The 20,016-nt window shown below is 67.5% G+C and carries 18 protein-coding genes; all 18 read right to left on the minus strand.

All coding sequences use genetic code 11. The features are described from left to right. Nucleotides 1-37: 37 nt before the first annotated feature. The 18 genes from AC1DZQ_RS05350 to AC1DZQ_RS05435 all read right to left on the minus strand — a co-directional run bounded on the left by AC1DZQ_RS05350 (nt 38) and on the right by AC1DZQ_RS05435 (nt 19,898). Nucleotides 38-1,510, minus strand: a complete 1,473-nt coding sequence (locus AC1DZQ_RS05350; RefSeq protein WP_476962527.1) for an NAD(P)/FAD-dependent oxidoreductase — start codon at nt 1,508-1,510, stop codon at nt 38-40. Nucleotides 1,511-1,548: 38 nt separating this feature from the next. Continuing rightward, a complete protein-coding gene (locus AC1DZQ_RS05355; RefSeq protein ID WP_476962528.1) occupies nt 1,549-2,949 on the minus strand; it encodes a S8 family serine peptidase in 1,401 nt (466 codons plus the stop codon). 65 nt (nt 2,950-3,014) lie between these two features. Then, a complete protein-coding gene (locus AC1DZQ_RS05360; protein ID WP_476962529.1) occupies nt 3,015-3,986 on the minus strand; it encodes a Ppx/GppA phosphatase family protein in 972 nt (323 codons plus the stop codon). After that, nucleotides 3,983-4,717 (minus strand): DUF501 domain-containing protein, encoded by a 735-nt coding sequence (locus AC1DZQ_RS05365; RefSeq protein WP_476962616.1) that lies wholly within the window; start codon nt 4,715-4,717, stop codon nt 3,983-3,985. Before AC1DZQ_RS05365 ends, AC1DZQ_RS05360 begins: the two co-directional genes overlap by 4 nt. A gap of 113 nt (nt 4,718-4,830) precedes the next feature. Beyond that, on the minus strand, nt 4,831-5,598 hold the full coding sequence (locus tag AC1DZQ_RS05370; protein WP_476962530.1) for an FtsB family cell division protein: 768 nt from the start codon (nt 5,596-5,598) through the stop codon (nt 4,831-4,833). 86 nt (nt 5,599-5,684) lie between these two features. Then, the gene (gene eno / locus AC1DZQ_RS05375; RefSeq protein ID WP_476883764.1) at nt 5,685-6,965 is read right to left on the minus strand and encodes a phosphopyruvate hydratase; all 1,281 of its coding nucleotides are present in this window, start codon (nt 6,963-6,965) and stop codon (nt 5,685-5,687) included. 191 nt (nt 6,966-7,156) lie between these two features. Continuing rightward, nucleotides 7,157-7,762, minus strand: a complete 606-nt coding sequence (locus AC1DZQ_RS05380) for a MazG nucleotide pyrophosphohydrolase domain-containing protein (RefSeq protein WP_476962617.1) — start codon at nt 7,760-7,762, stop codon at nt 7,157-7,159. A gap of 67 nt (nt 7,763-7,829) precedes the next feature. Then, nucleotides 7,830-8,987 (minus strand): adenosine deaminase, encoded by a 1,158-nt coding sequence (locus AC1DZQ_RS05385; protein ID WP_476962531.1) that lies wholly within the window; start codon nt 8,985-8,987, stop codon nt 7,830-7,832. 32 nt (nt 8,988-9,019) lie between these two features. After that, the gene (locus AC1DZQ_RS05390) at nt 9,020-9,754 is read right to left on the minus strand and encodes a DedA family protein (protein WP_476962532.1); all 735 of its coding nucleotides are present in this window, start codon (nt 9,752-9,754) and stop codon (nt 9,020-9,022) included. Nucleotides 9,755-9,898: 144 nt separating this feature from the next. Further along, on the minus strand, nt 9,899-10,534 hold the full coding sequence (locus tag AC1DZQ_RS05395) for a DedA family protein (protein WP_476962533.1): 636 nt from the start codon (nt 10,532-10,534) through the stop codon (nt 9,899-9,901). 192 nt (nt 10,535-10,726) lie between these two features. Then, nucleotides 10,727-12,058 (minus strand): thymidine phosphorylase, encoded by a 1,332-nt coding sequence (locus AC1DZQ_RS05400; protein ID WP_476962534.1) that lies wholly within the window; start codon nt 12,056-12,058, stop codon nt 10,727-10,729. Beyond that, on the minus strand, nt 12,055-12,459 hold the full coding sequence (locus AC1DZQ_RS05405) for a cytidine deaminase (protein WP_230010838.1): 405 nt from the start codon (nt 12,457-12,459) through the stop codon (nt 12,055-12,057). The genes AC1DZQ_RS05400 and AC1DZQ_RS05405 overlap by 4 nt, the downstream gene beginning before the upstream one ends. A 2-nt stretch (nt 12,460-12,461) precedes the next feature. After that, the gene (locus AC1DZQ_RS05410; RefSeq protein WP_476962535.1) at nt 12,462-13,778 is read right to left on the minus strand and encodes an ABC transporter permease; all 1,317 of its coding nucleotides are present in this window, start codon (nt 13,776-13,778) and stop codon (nt 12,462-12,464) included. Then, complete coding sequence (locus AC1DZQ_RS05415; protein ID WP_476962536.1) at nt 13,775-15,175, minus strand: ABC transporter permease; 1,401 nt, start codon at nt 15,173-15,175, stop codon at nt 13,775-13,777. The genes AC1DZQ_RS05410 and AC1DZQ_RS05415 overlap by 4 nt, the downstream gene beginning before the upstream one ends. Further along, nucleotides 15,168-16,856, minus strand: coding sequence for an ABC transporter ATP-binding protein (locus tag AC1DZQ_RS05420; protein ID WP_476962537.1), 1,689 nt, complete (start codon nt 16,854-16,856; stop codon nt 15,168-15,170). Before AC1DZQ_RS05420 ends, AC1DZQ_RS05415 begins: the two co-directional genes overlap by 8 nt. 164 nt (nt 16,857-17,020) lie before the next feature. Then, complete coding sequence (locus tag AC1DZQ_RS05425) at nt 17,021-18,127, minus strand: BMP family lipoprotein (RefSeq protein ID WP_476962538.1); 1,107 nt, start codon at nt 18,125-18,127, stop codon at nt 17,021-17,023. A 311-nt stretch (nt 18,128-18,438) separates the two neighbouring features. Next, nucleotides 18,439-19,470, minus strand: a complete 1,032-nt coding sequence (locus AC1DZQ_RS05430; protein ID WP_476962539.1) for an NADP-dependent oxidoreductase — start codon at nt 19,468-19,470, stop codon at nt 18,439-18,441. Next, on the minus strand, nt 19,467-19,898 hold the full coding sequence (locus tag AC1DZQ_RS05435; RefSeq protein WP_476962540.1) for an organic hydroperoxide resistance protein: 432 nt from the start codon (nt 19,896-19,898) through the stop codon (nt 19,467-19,469). The genes AC1DZQ_RS05430 and AC1DZQ_RS05435 overlap by 4 nt, the downstream gene beginning before the upstream one ends. Nucleotides 19,899-20,016 lie beyond the last annotated feature (118 nt).

The following is a 20,016-nucleotide window of genomic DNA, read 5'->3' on the forward strand; positions in this document are numbered from 1 at the left end:
CTGAGGGGAACGGCCGCCGTCGAAAGCTCGGATCAGGCTACTTGGAGTCGGCCGGAACAGCTTCCTTGGCGTCGTTCTTGGCAGTGTCGCTCTTCGCGGTGTCCGCAGGCGTGCCGGCAACGGGAGCAGCGGCAGGCTTCGGGGCCGGCGTCGCTGCGGCCACGAAGGCGCCGCGCGGGTTGTCCAGATCCATCAGCTGCGTGGTGTCGCGGCCCAGGAAGAAGGCCCACACCCAGCCGGAGATCACGCGGATCTTGCGCTCCACCGTGGGGATGGCCATGCCGTGGTAGCCACGGTGTGCCAGCCAGGCCAGCGGGCCCTTGAGGCCGATGCGGCCAACCAGGTTGATGTTCGCCACGCCCTTCCATTCGCCGAAGCCGGCCACGGCGCCCAGGTTCTTGTGCTTGTAGTCCTTGAGCGGCTTGTCCCAGCGGGAGGCCCACAGGTTCTTGGCCAGGCGCTTGGACTGGCGCAGCGCGTGCTGGGCGTTCGGCACGCAGGTGCCGTCCGGCAGACCGCTGCCCGTGAGGTCGGGGACAGCCGCGACGTCGCCGGCAGCCCAGGCGTTCTCGATGATGCCCTCGTCGCCTGCGATGCGAAGGTCGGCCAGCACGCGGACGCGGCCGCGCGGCTCGAGCGGGAAGTCGGTGGAGCGGACCATCGGGTTGGCCTGCACACCGGCAGTCCAGACCAGGGTGTCAGTCTCGAACTCCTGGGCCGGGCTCTTGTCCGGGAGGTTGATGAGCTTCAGGGAACCCTCGGCGTTGTCGAGGGAGGTGTTCAGCAGGACCTCGATGCCGCGGCTGCGCAGGTGTTCGACGACCCATTCGGCCTGCGGTGCCGTGACCTCGGGCATGATGCGGCCCATCGCCTCGACCAGGACGAAGCGGACTTCCTCCTGCTTGATGCGCGGGTTGTTCTTGACCGCGGCGCGGGCGAGGTCTTCCATTTCGGTGATGCACTCGATGCCGGCGAAGCCGCCGCCGACGACGACGAACGTCAGGGCGCGGGCGCGCTCAACGGGGTCCGTCATGAGGGAACCGGTCTCGATCCGCTCGAGTACCTTGTTGCGCAGAGCGACGGCCTCTTCGATGGTCTTCAGGCCGATGCCCTTTTCCGCGAGGCCCTTGATCGGGAACGTGCGGGTGATGGCGCCAGCGGCCAGCACGACGTCGAAGTAGGGAATCTCGAAGGTGTCGCCACCGTCGGAGGGTGCCACCACGGCTTTGCGGTTGGCGTGGTCGATCGAGGTGACGCGGCCCTGGATGAGTTCCGTCTGCTTCAGGTGCTGGCGGTGCGAGACGACTGCGTGGCGCGCCTCGATGTTGCCGCCGGCAACTTCCGGCAGGAAGGGCTGGTAGGTCATGTAGGGCAGCGGATCCACGAGGGTGACGATGCCACCTGCATTCGCGATCTTTTTCTGAAGTTTGAGGGCTACATACAGGCCGACGTACCCGCCGCCGACGACGAGTACCCGGGGACGGTCCTGGAGCTGAAGGGAGGATGCCATGCCTCAAGAATACAGTAGTTTGTGAAAACCTTCACTAACTATGACGGGCTGCCGGAGTCCACCGGATTGGCCGACTCGGGTTCGGCCCTGTCGGGTCCGTCCGGCCCGTTCTTTGGCGTGCGCATGGCGGCCCGCAGCTGGAAGGCGGCGGCCACAACGATTCCCACGAGCAGGGAACCGAAGCCCAGGACCACCGCGGCCGGCACGGCGCTGTCCAGCTGGGACGGCTTCCCCGCGACGGGCACGGTCGCTTCGGGCAGGGTGGGCGCAGCGCTGGAGGGCGCGGGCGCGGCAGCCGGTGCAGTCGTGGCGAGGTTTCCGCGCCGGTGGACCCGGATCCAGTCCGAAATGGACCCCAGCGGATTGACTTTCGTTTCCGGGACATCGGCTTTGAGGGCCGCTTCGGCGTTCAGCACACCAAAGCCGTAAAGCGGATCCTTCCCTGGCACCCCGGCGTCTTTGGCCGTGCTGACGATCCGGTTGATGACCTGGCTCGCGGACATCTCGGGCCATTTGGAGCGGATCAGGGCCGCGACGCCGGAAACGATGGGCGTGGCTCCGGAGGTGCCCGCCCACTCGGCGTAGCCGCCGGCCGGCAGGCCGCCGACCAAGTCCTCGGCGGGAGCTGCGACGCCGATACTGATGCCCTGGGAGGAGGAGTCGATGCTGGCCGCGCCCGTGCGGTCCAGGCCTGCGACCGTGAGGACACCGGGGATGGTGGCCGGGGCGCCGACCTGGACGTTGCCGCCCACCCGGTTGCCTGCGGCGGCGACGATCACGACGTCCTTCTGTTCGGCGTACAGGAATGCCGCGTCCCAGCTCTGCGGCCATTCCGGCGACGTGCTGCCGAGGGAGATGTTGATGACGCGGGCGCCGTTGTCCACAGCCCACCGCACGGCCTCCGGGATCTGGTCCTGGTCGCTCTTGCCGCCCGGGTTGGCGGAACCGAGCCAGGTGGACACGGACAGTAGCTGGGCTTCCGGGGCGACGCCGACGACTCCGTCCGGGCCAACGGTCGGGCCGACGGCAGAGCCAGGTGCGCTGGCGCTCGGTTTGGCAGTCGCTTCGGGCGGCTGATGCCCGCGCCCGGCGAGCATGGTGGCCACGAGGGTGCCGTGTTCGGGTTTGGCGCCGATGCTCCCCTCGCCGTTGGCATTGCCGGCGCCGGAGATGTCCGCGCCGCCGGCGAGCACGCCAGCCAGGTCCGGATGCCCGCCGTCCACGCCGCTATCGATGACGGCGACTTTGACGCCGGCTCCCTTGGAAACATCCCAGGCTTTGGTGATGCCGGATTCGGCGAGCCAGTATTCCTTGTCCCGCCAGGAGTCGGCGTAGGCGGGCGCGGCCAGGGTCAGCGCCGCCGTGGACGCCCCGCCGGCGAGGGCCAAGGCCATCAACGCGGAGGCGGTCCGGCGGCGCCGGGCTGTTGCTCTGGTCATTCAGGTCCTATCGGCGGATGCACCAGCGGTACGGGCGCGCGCTGGGCACACCTGCTGGGGCGGGATCATCGGATGCTGAGGGCAATTCCGTCAAGAATATCGTGTTCACTGCTCACGGCCGTGGTGATGCGCCCGCCGGTGACCTCGGCCAGGCGTTGCAGGACCCGCCGCCAAACGAGGCCGCCGGCGCCGATCACGTCCACCCGCCCGGGGTGCATGTACGGCAGCGCGGCCCGCTCCGCCCGGGTCATTTCGAGCAGCTCGGTGCAGGCCTTGCGGACCGCGTCCAGGTCCAGCTCGGTGCCATGGATCGCGGCCGGCGAGTACTCCGGCAGGCGCAGCGCATGCGCCGTGATGGTGGTGACCGAGCCGGCCACGCCGACGACGGCGGTGGTGCGTTCCAGCGGAACGGTTCGTGCCGCCTCGCTGATGGCGGCGTCGACGTCGGCCTCTGCTGCTGCGATCTGTTCCGCGGTGGGCGGATCGCTGCGCAGGTGCCGTTCGGTCATCCGGACGCAGCCGACGTCGACCGAGCGGGCGGCGATGACGCCGTCGGCGTTGCCCAGCACGAACTCCGTGCTTCCGCCGCCGAGGTCTACCACCAGCACGGGGTCCTCGCCGCGGGAGGGCAGGACACTGCTGGCGCCGGCGAAGGACAGCGCGGCTTCCTCGTCGCCGGTGATCACCTCGGGTTCGACGCCGAGGATGGCGCGGATGCCGTCGACGAAGACCTGGCGGTTGCGGGCATCGCGGGTGGCGGAGGTGGCCACGAAGCGCACCTTTTCGGCGCCGTGCTCGCGGATGAGGTCAGCGTAGTCCCTGGTCGCGGCGAAGGTGCGCTCGAGCGCTTCCTGGGCCAGTTCACCCGTGGAGTCCACGCCCTGGCCCAGCCGGACCACGCGCATTTCCCGCACGATGTCCGTCAGCCGCGGCGTGGGCTGCCCTGTTGCGCCGCCTGTGCCCGCATCTGTGTTCATATCAGCGATCAGCAGGCGGATCGAGTTGGTGCCGCAGTCTACGGCCGCGACCCGGGTCACTGGGACTCCCCCGCGCCGGCGGCGCCAGCCGCGCCGGCAGTGTCGGCTGTGGCGTCGGCGCCGCGGGACTGGCGGACCGGCGCGGGCCGGCCCACGATCTCCGGAAGGCCTTGCGGTCCGTGGCGGCTGAGGTCCTGGGACGGGACCTCGCCGCTGGTGTCCCAGGCGCCGTCGCAGTAGCACCGGTCCGCGGTCCACCATTCGGCGATGGCCGCGATCGACTCATCCCCTAGCGGGTTTACGCCCGGGCCGGCGGCCAGCGAATGCCCCACGAGGACGTGCAGGCATTTGACGCGCGTCGGCATTCCGCCGGCGGAGACGCCGTCGATTTCAGGAACGGCCCCGATGCCGGAGCGCGCGCCGATCTCGGCACGGGAGGCCAGATATGCCTCGTGGGCGGCGCGGTACCGGGCCGCGAGGCCGGCGTCGGCGGCGAGCCGGTCATTCATTTCGTTCATCAGCCCGGCGGCCTCCAGCCGCGATACCGCCGACGTGATCACCGGGTGGGTGAGGTAGAACGTTGTGGGGAACGGCGTCCCGTTGCTGAGCCGCGGCGAAGTGGCGGCGACCAGCGGGTTCCCGCAGACGCAGCGGGCCGGGATTTCGACGACGTCGCGCACGGGCCGGCCCAGCTGGCGGCTGAGGACCTCGAGGTCGTGCGGCGATGGCTGGGCGAGGCCCTCCGGGGCGCTTGCCCTGTGCCGTGGCGCCGGGGTCTTGGCTGTCTGCACAGGGGTGGTCTCGTCCGCTCGGTTCTGGTCCACTCGGTTCTCGTCCACGGGAGTGGCACCTTCCTGCCCTGTTCCGGATTGTCCGCGGGACAATCCGGCGGCGGGCGCCGCTTCTAGTCTGTTGCCGATCGCCTGACGGACTCCCAGAGGGCGTCCACCCAGGGCAGGTTGGCCGGGTCTTGTGCTGATGCTGCACCCGCCGCGCCACCGGACTGTGCGGCAGGAAGATCGCTGCCGAATACCCAGTAGCCCGTCTCTCCGGGCATAACCATGTTAATGCGGTCGCGGGCCTGCTGTTTCACATAGTTGGGATCCTGCCACCGCGACACCTGGCGTCTGAGGTCCTCCTGCTTCGTCTGCTTGGCCGCGATGTCGGCCTGCAGCGCCGCGATTTCGGCGCGCTTGTCCACGAAGATCTTGACCGTGGGGGCCAGCAGGATGGTGATGGCAATCATGACGACACCCAGGGCAAGCAACCGGCCCGAGAACGCCTTGGCCGGCACGGGGTCGAGGGACTCGTCCGGACCCCCTGCGGCGGTCCGGCTCGGGGTCTTGCCGCTGGCCCTGCCGCCGGCCTTCCCGGGCGCCGGGCGGGTCGCGGGCTTTGCGGGTGCTCCTGCCGGTGCTGCTGCGGGGCGGGGTTTGGCGGGAGATGCGGCCCCGGAACTGCTGGCGGCCGGCTTGCCCGCTGCGGGTGCTGACGCACGCGGCGGGGCAGGCGCAGCGCCCGGGGGCGTGGCCGGCGTCGTCGCTGCGCCGCTGCGGGAGCCGCCAAAGTCCGCCTGGATGACCTCGCCGCCGTCGGCTGTTGCCCCCAAGCCTGCTGGCCCGGGCTTGGCGGCAGGCGTAGCCCGGGGAACATTGGGGCGTCGGGTAGCCATGTCACTCCTTCAAAAGCGGACCAAAAACAGAACCGGTGGCCATGGTCTTTCAACCATAGCCACCGGTTACCGGTTTTCGCGGCTAACTAGCCCTTGAAACGCGGGAAGGCGCTGCGGCCGGCGTACCGTGCGGCGTCGTCGAGTTCCTCTTCGATGCGCAGCAGCTGGTTGTACTTGGCCACACGCTCGGAGCGTGCCGGGGCACCGGTCTTGATCTGTCCCGCGTTGGTGGCAACGGAGATGTCAGCAATGGTGGTGTCCTCGGTTTCGCCGGAGCGGTGCGAGGTGATGGTGGTGTAGCCGGCACGCTGGGCCAGTGACACGGCGTCCAGCGTCTCGGTCAGGGAACCGATCTGGTTGACCTTGACGAGCAGCGAGTTAGCGGTCTTGGTGTCGATGCCGCGCTGCAGGATGGCCGGGTTCGTGACGAAGAGGTCATCGCCCACGAGCTGGACCTTGTCGCCGATGCTGTCGGTGAGGGTCTTCCAGCCTTCCCAGTCGTTCTCGTCCAGCGGGTCCTCGATGGAGACCAGCGGGTAGTCGGCGACGAGCTCGGCGTAGTAGGCGCTCATCTCGGTGGCGGAAAGTGCCTTGCCTTCGAACTGGTAGGCGCCGTCCTTGAAGAACTCGGAGGAGGCGACGTCCAGGGCCAGGGCGATGTCCTTGCCCGGGGTGTAGCCGGCGTTCTTGATGGCTTCCTGGATCAGGTCCAGGGCCGCACGGTTGGACGGCAGGTTCGGCGCGAAGCCGCCCTCGTCACCCAGGCCGGTGGACAGGCCCTTGGCCTGCAGGACGGACTTGAGGTTGTGGTAGACCTCGACGCCCCAGCGCAGGCCCTCGGAGAAGGTCTCGGCGCCGATCGGGACGATCATGAATTCCTGGATGTCCACGTCGGAGTCGGCGTGCGAGCCGCCGTTGAGGATGTTCATCAGCGGCACGGGCAGGACGTGCGCGTTGGGGCCGCCGAGGTACTTGTACAGCGGCAGGTCGGCGGAGGCGGCGGCAGCGTTGGCCACGGCCAGGGACACGCCCAGGATGGCGTTGGCGCCGAGCTTGCCCTTGTTGGGCGTGCCGTCCAGGTCGATCATGGCCTGGTCGATGCTGCGCTGGTCGGTCGCGTCGAAGCCGGTCAGGGCCGGGGCGATCTGGTCGATGACCGCGTCGACGGCCTTCTGGACGCCCTTGCCGAGGTAGCGGCCCTTGTCGCCGTCGCGGAGTTCAACGGCCTCGTGCTCGCCGGTGGAAGCGCCGGAGGGAACTGCTGCGCGGCCGATCTGGCCGTCCGAGAGCAGGACTTCAACTTCTACGGTCGGGTTGCCACGGGAATCGAGGATTTCGCGGGCGTGGATGGCATCGATAAGCGCCATGGATATGCTCCTTTGGGTGAAGCGATCTGCAGGGAATCTGACTGCTTGGACTCTGGCTGTACACCAAGTACGAAAAAGCCGACGTCGTCGTCGCTACTAGCGTAGTCGAGAGCGGGATAAGTTACGGAAACCTATCCAATCCCCGGACGTCATGATGCCGACGCTGATGTTCCGACTCTAGTCTGCCTGCGCTATTTTGCCTGCGGCGGTGAGCCCTTGCTGTCCTGGAATCGGCGGAGGGCTCCACGGAGGGCGCGCTCGGCGTCGAGCCCGCCGGCCCGGGCAGCCGCCACGATCCCGAACAGCAGGTCGCCGAGTTCTTCCTCGGCGGCCGGGACGTCGACGGCGGTTTCGGCGGCGGTTTCGCCGGCGGCCGCTGCCAGGCCCGCGCGTTCGGCCCGGTCCAGGAGCTTTTGGGCCCGAGCCAGGGCCGGAAGGGCGGCGGGAACGCCGTCGAAGACGTGGCCGCGCTCGGGTTTCTCGGCCTTCTTGACGGCATCCCATTTCAGGACGATCTCCTCCACCGTTGCCGGGAAGGAATCCTGCAGCGACCCATCGGGCCGGAACACGTGCGGGTTGCGGCGGATCATCTTGGCGGTCAGGCCGCGGGCGACGTCGCCCAAGTCAAAGGCGCCGCGTTCCTCGGCGAGCCGGGCGTGCAGGACCACCTGCAGCAGGACGTCTCCCAGTTCAGACTGCAGTTCCGCGTCGCCGCCGCCGGCCTCGATGGTCTCGGCGACCTCGTAGGCCTCCTCCAAGAGATACTCCACGAGGGATTCGTGGGTGAGGGCACCCATCCAGGGGCAGTGCTCGCGCAGGGCCGCAATCGTAGCGACCAGCCCCTGGACGGGTGTCGTGTCCTCGTTAGCCAAGATCGGAGTAGGCCTCGTTGATGTATTCGACCAGTGCTTCCTTCTCCTCGAGCGGAAGGAAAGCGGCCTCGGCCGCGTTCAGCGTCAGCTCCAGCAGGTCATCGAGGTCGTAGTCGAACGTTTCGACCAGGAGCTCGAACTCGTCGGTCAGCGTCACGCCGCTCATGAGCCGGTTGTCGGTGTTGATGGTGACGTTGAAGCCGAGCTGGTAGAGCATGTCCAGCGGGTGGCTTTCGATGCCCTCACCGAAGCCGGCAATGGCGCCGGTCTGCAGGTTGGACGAGGGGCAGATCTCCAGGGCGATGCCGCGGTCGCGCACCCAGCTGGCGAGTTCGCCCAGGGTCACCATGCCGATGGTGTCGTTGACTTCGTCGCCCTGGGCGTCCGCGTCTTCGTCATCTTCGAATTCGATCGAGACGTCCTCGGCGATCCGCACGCCGTGGCCCAGGCGCAGGGCCCGGCCGTCGACAAGCGCCGACTGGATGCTTTCCAGGCCGGCGGCTTCGCCGGCATGGACGGTGGCCGGGAAGTTGTGCTGGGCCAGGTAGGTGAAGGCGTCCTTGAAACGGGACGGCAGGAAGCCGTCCTCGGCACCGGCGATGTCGAAGCCGACGGCGCCGTTGTTGCGGTGGCGGACAGCCAGTTCGGCGATCTCCTGGCCGCGGTCGGCGTGGCGCATGGCGGTGATGAGCTGGCCCACCTGGATGTCGCGGCCGGTCTCGGCCACGGCGTCCACGCCGGCTTCGAGGCCCGCCTGCACGGCCTCAACCACTTCGTCCAGGCTCAGGCCCTTCTGCAGGTGCTGTTCGGGTGCCCAGCGCACTTCGCCGTACACGACGCCGTCGTCGGCCAGGTCTTCGACGAATTCCTTCGCGACGCGGAACAGGCCTTCCTTGGTCTGCATCACGGCAATGGTGTGGTCGAAGGTCTCGAGGTAACGGACCAGGGAGCCGGAGTCGGCGGATTCGCGGAACCACTCCCCCAGCGCGACGGGGTCCGTGGACGGCAGCGTGTGGCCGGCAGCCTCAGCAAGTTCAATGATGGTGGCCGGGCGGAGTCCGCCGTCCAGGTGGTCGTGAAGGGAAACCTTGGGAAGGCCCTTCAGGTCGAAGTCGAGGTCATGGGCGGCGTCAGGAATAGTCTCAGTCACGTTCCAACCATAGGGTCGCCGGGCGCCGGAAGCTACTTTCTGGACGCTCCGGCCTCAGTGGGCGGACCGGCCAGGATCGTGCCGTGCAGCTCGGGAGCACGATTCCCGGAAGCGGGTTCGGTGGCGTATTCGGCGTCGGCCGCGACCGGACGGGTGTCGTGGCGACCCAGGCGCTTGTGCCACCAGCGCAGGAGGTGGTCGATGAGGACACCGAGCACAATGGCGAATACCACCGCGATGCCCGCGCTGAGCAGCGGGTTGTGGTGCAGCCACGGGAAGGAACTGGCCAGGACGCCGATGCCGATCGAGTAGGCGACCCAGGTCAGGCACGCGAAGGCGTCCAGGAAGAAGAACCGCCGGTGCGGAAACGCCGTCGTTCCCGCCACGTAGTTGACGGCGACGCGGCCCCACGGGATGTACCGGGCGGTGAAGATCAGCACGGCGCCACGCTTCTCGAGTTCGTAGTGTGCCCAGCCAAAGACCTTCTGGACCTTCGGCTTGCGCATCCAGCGGAACCGTTCGAGTCCGATCTTGCGGCCGAGCATGTAGGCCATGTTGTCGCCGGCCATGGCCCCGACGAGCGCAGTGAGGCCCAGGATCCACAGGTTGGGCTGGCCGCTGTGCACGGAGTATGCCGCCAGGGCAACGATCAGGGTCTCGCTGGGGACCACCATCGCGAAGCCGTCCACGAAGAAGAAAACCAGCAGGAGGGGGTAGATCCACCACTGGCCAGCGGCATGGAGCACGGCCTCGTTAATGAACTCCATGCGGGTGGTGCTCCTTGATGACTGGGAACGGACAACTAAGCCGTAACGTACACGCAATGACAGTGGGCGGAACCTTGGACGACGTGCGGCTAACAAACGTGACGCAAATCGCTCCTAAGTGTCCCATGGGCGGGGCCAATCCGCCTAGGACTCGGCGGGCGGAAGGGAACGCGTCGATTCCTCCGGGGTACGGCCGCGCACCTTGCTGATCACGCGGTCCAGGATGATGCCCAGGACGATCGCGCAGATGATCGCAATGGCCGCGCCCAGCACGTGGTTTTTCTCAAACCAGGGGCCAACAAACAGGCCGATCCCCACCGAGTAGCCGGCCCACAGCAGCGCCGAGAGTATCGTCAGGCTGACGAATCTGCTCCGCGGGTAGTGCGTGGCACCGGCGGTCAGGTTGACGGCCACCCGTCCGATCGGGACGAAACGCGCCACGAGGATCAGTGAGGCAGGCCGTTTCCGCAGTTCCCGTCCGGCCCAGCGGAAGGCCGCCTGCATGCGCGGGCCGCGCATCCATGCCCAGCGCCGTGTTCCTACGCGGCGGCCGATCAGGTAAGCGATGTTGTCGCCCAGAAATGCCCCTGCGGCGGCGGCGGCGATCAGGAGCGCCGGATTGGGAACACCCGCCGTGGCGGCGACTGCGGCCAGGCCCACCACCACCGACTCGCTCGGGATCGGTGGAAAGAAGCCATCGATCACGCAACAGGCGAATACCAGGACGAGGACCCAGGGTTGCCCTGCGGCGGCGAGGATGAAGTCGTTGATTGCCTGCACAGCTTCCTAACGCGCGGCGGGGCCAGATCGATCCAAGCGCAGGCTCGGCCGGAGCCGGGCCTGCGCTAGACGGGTACTGCTGTGGAGTCAGTCTTGTGGAGTCAGTGTACCGCCGGCCGCGGCCGCCGTTGCCCTATCACTTGCGGCTGTTAAACCACGGGTTTGGGGACCATAACTGATAGGGCAACGGGCTTAGGCGATGCGGTCGATGATGAGCTTCTGGGCGGGCCGGGACCCCTCGGGGGCGATCACGGCGGCGTGTTCGAGCGCTTCCTTGGCACGCTCGAACTTCTCCGGGGTGTCCGTCAGGAGGGTCATGAGCGGCTCGCCCGCCTTGACCGTGGCGCCCGGCTTGGCGTGCATCCGCACCCCGGCACCGGCCTGGACCTGGTCCTCCTTGCGGGCGCGTCCCGCGCCAAGCCGCCAGGCAGCGACGCCGACGGCCATCGCGTCGAGCTCCACCAGGACGCCGTCGGCCGGGGCGTAGATGACCTCGGATTCCTTGGCCACCGGGAGCTTGGCGCGCGGGTCCCCGCCCTGGGCCTGGATCATCCGGTTCCAGACGTCCATGGCCCGGCCGTCCCGGAGTGCTGCCCGGGGATCGGCGTCGCGGATGCCGGCGCACGCCAGCATTTCCTCCGCCAGCCGGACAGTGAGTTCGACGACGTCGTCCGGGCCACCGCCGGCGAGGACCTCCACGGATTCCTCGACCTCGATCGCGTTGCCCGCCGTGAGGCCCAGGGGCGTGTTCATGTTGGTGAGCAGGGCAACGGTGTTGACACCTGCGTCCTTGCCCAGGGCCACCATGGTTTCGGCCAGTTCGCGGGCGCGGGCCTCGTCCTTCATGAACGCGCCGCTGCCCACCTTGACGTCGAGCACCAGCGAGCCGGTGCCCTCAGCGATCTTCTTGCTCATGATCGAGGAGGCGATCAGCGGGATGGCCTCCACGGTCCCGGTGACATCGCGGAGCGCGTAGAGCTTTTTGTCCGCCGGGGCCAGTCCCGCGCCGGCAGCGCAAATGACCGCGCCGACGTCCTGGAGCTGGGCCATCATTTCCTCATTGCTCAGGGCCGCACGCCAGCCCGGGATGGCCTCGAGCTTGTCCAAGGTGCCGCCGGTGTGGCCAAGGCCGCGGCCCGAGAGCTGCGGCACGGCCACGCCGAATACCGCCACCAGGGGCGCCAGGGGCAGAGTGATCTTGTCCCCGACGCCGCCGGTGGAGTGCTTGTCCGACGTCGCCTTCACGCCGCCGTCGGGCCGCCGCAGGCTGGAGAAGTCCATCCGCTCGCCGGAGGCGATCATGGCCGCCGTCCACCGGGAGATCTCCGCCCGGTCCATGCCGTTGAGCAGGATGGCCATGTTCAGGGCGGCCATCTGTTCGTCGGCGATGGCGCCGCGGGTGTACGCGTCGATGGTCCAGTCGATCTGGGCCGGGCTGAGCACGCCCTTGTCCCGCTTGATGCGGATGATGTCGACGGCGTCGAACGCTTCGCTGTTGCCGGGGTTGTGTGTCGCTTGTGTCACCGGGGTTCCTCCAGGTGTTGGGGGCCAAAGGCATCGGGAAGGACCTGGTCCATGGTCTTGATTCCCTGCGTGGTCATGAGCTCCATGTCCGGAGCCCGGAATTCGTAGAGCAGCTGGCGGCAGCGCCCGCACGGCATGAGGACATTCCCGCCGGCGTCGACGCAGTAGAAGGCGCGGAGCCGTCCCCCGCCGGTCATCTGCAGGTTGCCCACCAGTGCGCACTCGGCGCACAGGGTCAGGCCGTAGCTGGCGTTCTCGACGTTGCAGCCGCTGACGATCCGCCCGTCCCCGGTGAGGGCCGCGGCCCCCACCGGAAACTTCGAATACGGCGCGTAGGCGTTCTTCATGGCGGACACGGCCGCGGCTTCGAGTGCTGCCCAGTCGACGTCGATGCTGTCCATTCTCAGCCCTTGATGTACGGGATGCCGTCGGCGGCCGGCGGCCGGGAGCGGCCGACGAGCCCGGCCACGGCAAACACGGTCACGACGTACGGCAGCATGGCCATGAACTGGCTCGGCACGGGCGTGCCGATGATCGTCACGATGCTTTGCAGGTTGTCGGCGAAGCCGAACAACAGCGCGGCGAAGAACGCCCCGATCGGATTCCAGCGGCCCAGGATCATGGCGGCGAGGGCAATGAAGCCGCGGCCGCCGGAGATTTCCTTGGTGAAGCTGTCGATTGCCACGAGGGTGAAGAACGATCCGCCGATCCCGGCGACGGCCCCGCCGAGTGTGACGTTCCAGAAACGAGTCGCGTTGACCTTGATGCCCAGGGTGTCGGCCGCCTGCGGGTGCTCGCCCACGGCACGGACGCGCAGCCCCCACTTCGTCTTGAACAGTCCGATCCAGATCACAATCACGGCCACGTACATCAGGTAGCCCACCACGGACTGCTTGAACAGGATGGGCCCGATCACCGGGATGCCTGACAGGACCGGGATGTCGATGTTGGGCAGCTCGGCGGGCGAGTTGTATTTCTCCGGGTCCGACTGCATCACGGTGGTGAACAGGAAGCCGGTGAGCCCGGAGACCAGGACGTTGAGCACGACGCCGACGATGATCTGGTTGACCACGTACTTGATGGCGAACAGCGCCAGCACCATCGAGACAAGGGCGCCCGCCACGGCCGCCGCAAGCAGGCCCAGGTAGGCGTTGTGCGTCAGGCTGGCGACGAGCGCGGCCGTAAAGGCACCGCCCAGCAACTGGCCTTCAATGGCGATGTTAACGACGCCGGCGCGTTCGCACAGCACGCCTGAGAGGGAGCCGAAGACGATCGGCACGGCGAGTGTCACGGATCCGGCGATGAGGCCGGCCAGCGAAATGCTGGGGGTCCGGGCGCCGCCCACCACCCAGATCAGGAAGGCGACCACGAACACGACGGTGAACACGGCCGGCACCCAGCGCGGGGGCCGGACGTTCCTTTTCGCCTTCAGGACCAAGGCGTAGCCCGCGAGGCCCAGCAGGATCAAGGAGAGCACCATCCCGGAAAGGAATGCGGGGACTTCGATCGCGGGGAGTTGGAAGAAATCTCCGCCGGACGAAACGCCGAACTTGGCGTTCACCTGCGGGCCCAGCAGGCCGAAGAAGATGAAGGCGAGGGTGGCCAGCACCGCCAGGGTTACCGGCAGCTTCCAGGTTACGGGCTTCGCGGACTGCGCGGGCCCGCGGCTCTTGTCCGGCTGGGATTCCCCCTGAATGGGCGAGGTTGCTGTTGTGCTCATGCGGCACCTCCGGTGGTTGCGGCCTGCTTGGTTTTGCCGGCGGTCGCGGCCTTCTTCTTGCGCGGGTTGAGTCCGAAAATCGCCCGGACCAGGGGCGGCGCCGCGATGAACAGCACAATGAGCGACTGGACCACGAGCACGATGTCGATCGGAGTTCCGGTCTGGATCTGCATCTGGACAGCGCCGGCGCGGAAGGCTCCGAATAGCAGGCCGGCGGCAAACGTGCCCCACGGCGAGGAACGTCCCAGCAGCGCCACGGTGATCGCGTCAAAGCCGTAGGTTGCCGCGACACCATCGGTCAGGACCTTTTCGGTGCCTGCCACCTGCGCCACGCCGGCCAGTCCGGCCAGGCCACCGGCAATGGTCATCACCAGGATGGTGGCCCTGGAGACGTTAATGCCGGCAGTCAGGGCTGCCTTGGGGTTGGCCCCGACGGCACGGAATTCGAAACCGAGCGTGGAGCGGTTCAGCAGCCACGAAACAAACACGGTGGCCGCAATGGCCAGCAGGAATCCCAGGTGCAGCCGGTACTGGCTGCCGAAGAGCAGCGGGTACGCGGCGCTGGGGTCCAGGATCGGCGATATCGGGGTGTCCGCCCCCGGACGCTGGAACAAGTCCGTGTCCAGCAGGTAGCGCAGGAAATAGAGGGCGATGTAGTTGAACATGATGGTCACGATGACCTCGTGGGCGCCCGTCCTGGCTTTAAGCACGCCGACGAGGCCGCCCCAAACGGCGCCGCCGACGACGCCGGCCACGAGGACCAGCAGCAGGTGCAGCCCGATCGGCAGGTGCAGCGCGAAGCCGACCCACGAGGCGAGGATGCCGGCCATGATGATCTGGCCCTGCGCACCGATGTTGAACAGACCCGCGCGGAAGGCCAGTGCGACGCCGAGGCCCGCGGTGATCAGCGGGGTGGCGATAGTCAGCGTCTCCATGAGGGGTGCGAACTGTCCAGCCGCTCCGGCCCCGCGGGGGTTGAAGACCGCGCCTTGGAAGAGGGCGACGTACGAGCCGGTGGCGGCGGACCAGACGGCGGTGAGGAAATCACTGGGCCGGGCAAAGAGATAGCCCGCGGTGGTGCCGACCACCTTGTCCGTCATGGCGATGAGCATGCCGCCCAGGATCAGTGCGAGCAGCACCGCCAGGATGGTCACGATGCCATTGCCGGTGAAGATCTTGCGCAGCAGCGACTCCTCTTCCGGGGCACCGGGAAGGGATCCGCTCTGAGTCGAGACCGGAACGGCCGATGGCTGGTGGGCACCGCCCGCGGTGTCCAGCGAGGTGACGAAGGCTTCATCGTCCTCGAGCGGCTCGGGCTCCACGTCGGTGGCTTGGGCTGCCGGAAGCCGGTCCGGGTCCGGTGTGGCCGCGGGCCGCGGCTCGGTGTTCTCACTCATTGTGGTCTCCTACGGCGCCGGAGCCGGGCTCCTGCACGGACGGGGCGGCGGGCGCCGGGTTCGTTGCCTTCGTTGCGGGGTTGTCGGCCGGGGTGCCGGACGGGTTTTCTGCTGTGTTCCCTGCCGGGTTTTCAGAGAGAGATTGAGCCGAGTGCTTGCCTGCGGCGTCGGCCTGGGCTTCGTCCGGGGAAACCCCGGCCATCATCAGGCCCAGGACGTCGCGCCCGGTGCCGGCCGGGACAATCCCGACCAGCCTGCCCTTGTACAGCACAGCGATCCGGTCAGCGAGTTCAATCACCTCGTCCAGTTCGGTGGAGACGATCATGACGGGCGTGCCATGGTCCCGCTCCGCGACGATCCGATTGTGCAGGAACTCGATGGAGCCCACGTCCACGCCGCGGGTGGGCTGGGAGGCTATGAACAGCCGCAGCGGCCGGGAGAGCTCCCGGGCCATGACGACTTTCTGCTGGTTGCCGCCGGACAGGGTGCCTGCGGCAAGCATGCCGGACGGGGTGCGGACGTCGAATTCTTCGATCCGGGTCTTGGCGTTCTCCAGGACCTTGGCCGGGCTCATGCTGATGCCCTTGGCGAACGGCGCCTGGTCGTAGCGGTCCAGGATCAGGTTCTCGGCAATGGAGAACGTGCCAATCAGCCCGTCGAGTGAACGGTCTTCCGGCACGAATCCGACGCCGGCGTTGAGGACGTCCTTGACGCTGCGGCCCAGGAGTTCCTCGCCGTCGAGGGTGATCGAGCCGTCGACCCTCTCTTGCAGGCCCAGGATGGCCTCGGTCAGTTCGGTCTGGCCATTGCCCTGGACGCCGGCGACGGCGAGGATCTCGCCGCGGGCGATCCCGAAGCTGATGCCGTCCACCACGTGCTGGCCGCTGGGCGCGATCACCGTCAGGTCCTTGACCTCGAAGGTGGTCTCCTGCGGATTGGCCGGAGCCTTGTCCAGGGTCAGGCTCACGGCCCTGCCCACCATCATGGACGCCAGCTCGGTGGTCGAAGCGCCGGGATCGGCCGAGCCCACCACCTTGCCGCGCCGGATGACGGTGATGGTGTCCGAAACGGCCTTCACCTCACGCAGCTTGTGGGAAATGAAGACGATGGAGGTGCCGTGGCTCTTGAGCTGGCGCATGATGTCCAGCAGCTCATCGGTGTCCTGCGGGGTCAGCACGGCCGTGGGCTCATCGAGGATGAGCACCTTGGCGTCGCGGACCAGCGCCTTGATGATCTCGACGCGCTGCTGCACGCCCACGGGGAGGTCTTCGATCAGCGCGTCGGGGTCGACGTCGAAGCCGTACCGGTCGGAGATCTCCCGGATCTTCCGGCGCGTGTCCTCGAGGTCCAGGAATCCGCCGGTCTTGGTGGTTTCCGCTCCCAGGGCGACGTTCTCCGCGACAGTGAAGACGGGGACCAGCATGAAGTGCTGGTGCACCATGCCGATGCCGGCCGCCATCGCGTCGCCGGGGCCCCGGAAGGTGACCGGTTTGTCGTCAATCAGGATTTCGCCCTCTGTGGGCTCGTACAGTCCGTAGAGGACGTTCATCAGCGTGGACTTGCCAGCGCCGTTCTCGCCGAGCAGACAGTGAATCTGCCCGGGTTCAACAACCACATCGATGTGATCGTTGGCTACCAGGGAGCCGAAGCGTTTTGTAATGCCCTTGAGTTCAAGTTTCAAAACTCTGACCAATCTCGAGGTGTCCGGAAGGCTTGATCCGGACGCGTATGGGGGCTGCAGCACCAGCTTAGTGCCTGCGCTCTGAGGCGCGGCGGGCCGCAACGTAAAAGCGCCACAGCCCGTGCGGTGGTGACCGGACGGGCCGTGGCGCTTAGCGGAGGAAGTTAGGCCTTCGGGCTGGCTGCGGATTCAACCTTCAGCTTGCCGTCGGCGATGTCCTTCTTGATCTGATCCAGCTCGGACTTCAGTTCGGCCGGAACCTGGGCATCCAGGTCGTGGAACGGAGCCAGCTGGACGCCGTCGTTCGCGAGCGTGCCGACGTACGGCTTGTTGGTGAACTGGCCGTCCTTGTCCTGCTTGACGACCGCCTCGACGGCCTGGCCCATCTGCTTCATGACGGAGGAGAGCATGATGTCCTTGTAATCCGGTGCCGTGAGGAAGCCGTCCGAGTCAACCCAGATGAGCTTGACGTCCTTGCCGGCTGCCTTGGCTTCCTGCAGGGCCGCGCCCGCACCCTTGCCGACCGGACCGGCGACAGGCATCACGATGTCGGCGCCCTGGTCCAGGAAGTTCTGGGTGAACTGCTTGCCCTTGTCCTGCTTTTCGAAGTCGCCGGTGAAGGAGCCGTCCTGCTTGGCCTTGTCCCAGCCAAGAACCTTGACGTTCTTGCCCTTCTGCTCGTTGTAGTACTTCACGCCGTCGGCGTAGCCGTCCATGAAGATGGTGACCGTGGGGATCTTGATGCCGCCGAAGGTGGCGACCGTTCCGGTCTTGGTGGTGCCTGCCGCGAGGTAGCCGGCCAGGAACGCGGCCTGGGCGGTGTCGTAGATGATCGGCTTGACGTTGGCGACGGGGGTTTCGTAACCGAAGTCGATGATGGCGAAGTGCTTGTCCGGGTTCGCGGTGGCCTGGGACTTGGTGGCGTCACCGAGCAGGAAGCCGACCGTGATGGTCAGGTTGCAGCCGGCGGAGACCATGGCGCGCAGGTTGGGCTCGAAGTCATTGTTGGTCTTGGACTCGGCCTGGTTCATCTTAAGGCCTTCCTCCGACGTGACCTTCTTCAGCCCCTCGTAGGAAGACTGGTTGAACGACTGGTCATCGAACCCACCCGAGTCGGACACGATGCAGCCCGTGTAGTTGCTGGCGGTGTTGGTGGCGGTGCTGGCCTCCGGGGCAGCGCCGCAGCCGGTCAGCAGGAGTGCAGCCGCGCCCGCGGTGGCGACGCCGGCCATTGATCCGCGCTTGAAGGTGGCACGCAGAGAGTTCTTCAATTTTCCTCCAGGAAGAAAGAGTAGGCGCTACGACGGAAGTTCAATGAGTGTCTGTCTGCGGTGTTCCGCTGAACTCTGTTTTCACTGATGGATTCGCAGCACTGCGCCGAGGCGCACTGATGGAAGCTACTTTAGTGGCCTGCGCCACGTCCAGATAACACACTTCCCGGCGAATCCCCAGATTGTTGAGAACTTGTTACCTAGAGGTAGCAGGGCACTCCTTTCAGGGAGCGCGCAGACGCCTCCGGCGCCGGTCCCGAAGGAACCGGCGCCGGAGGCGTCGTGGCCAGCACAGCGATTACTGGAAGTGGCTACAGCCGAACGAGCATCTTGCCGGTGTTGGCGCCATCGAGCAGGTCCATGAAGGCCTGCGGGGCGTTGTCCAGGCCGTCCACCACGGTCTCGTCGTAGCGGACCGTTCCGTCGGCGAGCCAGGCGGACATGGCCTCGACAAACTCGGCCATGTGCTGCCAGTAGCCGCCCACCAGGAAGCCCTTGAGCGTCAGCTGCTTGCCGATCGCCTGCATGAGGTTCCGCGGCGCGGGCGTGGGCTCGGTCGCGTTGTACTGGGCGATGGCCCCGCACATCGCCACCCGGCCGCCGACGGTCAGCGTGGCCAACGCCGCTTCCAGGTGCTCGCCGCCGACGTTGTCGAAGTAGACATCGATCCCGCGCTCACCCGCGGCCGCGGCGAGCTGATCCGCCACCGGGCCGTCGTGATAGTTGAATGCGGCATCGAAGCCGAGTTCGAGCAGCCGTGCCACCTTTTCCGGCGAGCCCGCGCTGCCGATGACCCGGGAGGCACCCATGGCCTTGGCGATCTGCCCCACGAGCGAGCCGACCGCGCCGGCGGCACCCGAGACGAACACGGCATCGCCGGGCTTGAATTCCGCGACCTTCAGCAGCCCCGCGTAGGCGGTCAGCCCGGTCATGCCCAGGGCGCCGAGGAACGCGGACGCGGGGGCCAGATCGGTGCGCGCCAGGGTGGTGGCCGCGGCATCGACGACGGCGTATTCGCGCCAGCCGAGGCCGTGCACGACTGTGTCGCCGACAGCGCGCCCTGCGGCGCGGGACGCGATGACTTCGCCGACGGCGCCGCCGTCCATCGCGGCATCCAGCGCAAACGGCGCGGAGTAGGACTTGACGTCGTTCATGCGCCCGCGCATGTACGGGTCTACCGAGATGTAGAGGTTGCGGACCAGGACCTGGCCGTCCTGGAGTTCGGGCAGCGGCGACTGGGCGAGGCGGAAGTTCGCCGGGACGGGGCGGCCGTGCGGGCGGGACGCCAGCTGGATCTCCCGTGTGGTGGCGGGCAGGGTGAGAGTTTCGGCGTTGTCGCTCATGCGGCTACCTCCAGGATGTTGATGTCGACAGTGATGTTGCCGCGGGTGGCGTTGGAGTACGGGCAGATCTGGTGGGCCTTGGCCACGAGGGCCTCGGCGGTGTCCCGGTCCAGGGCCGGCAGGGCGATCTCAAGTTCTGCGGCCAGACCGTAGCCGGCACCGTCCTCGAGGGCGCCGAAGTGGATCTTGGCGGCGACAGCGGAGTCCGTCAGGTCGGCGCGCTCCTTGCGTCCCACCAGGCGCAGCGCGGAGTGGAAGCACGCGGCGTAGCCGGCGGCGAAGAGCTGTTCGGGGTTGGTGCCCGCGCCGTCACCGCCGAGTTCCACAGGGCTGGCCAGGGTGACGCTGAGCTTGCCGTCGTTGCTGACGGCGGTGCCGTCGCGGCCTTCGCCGGAGGCCAGGGCTTCGGCTGTGTAAAGGGTCTTCATGGGGTTTCCGTTCTGTCGGGCGGGAAGAAGGGGTTCAGTTGGAAGCTCGCCGGAAGCCTGCGGAGTCGCCGTAAACTTCCGGCGAGTTGGCACGCCTGCCGCGATTTCGACGTCGGCC

Source organism: Arthrobacter sp. P1_C12_2 (assembly GCF_056406415.1).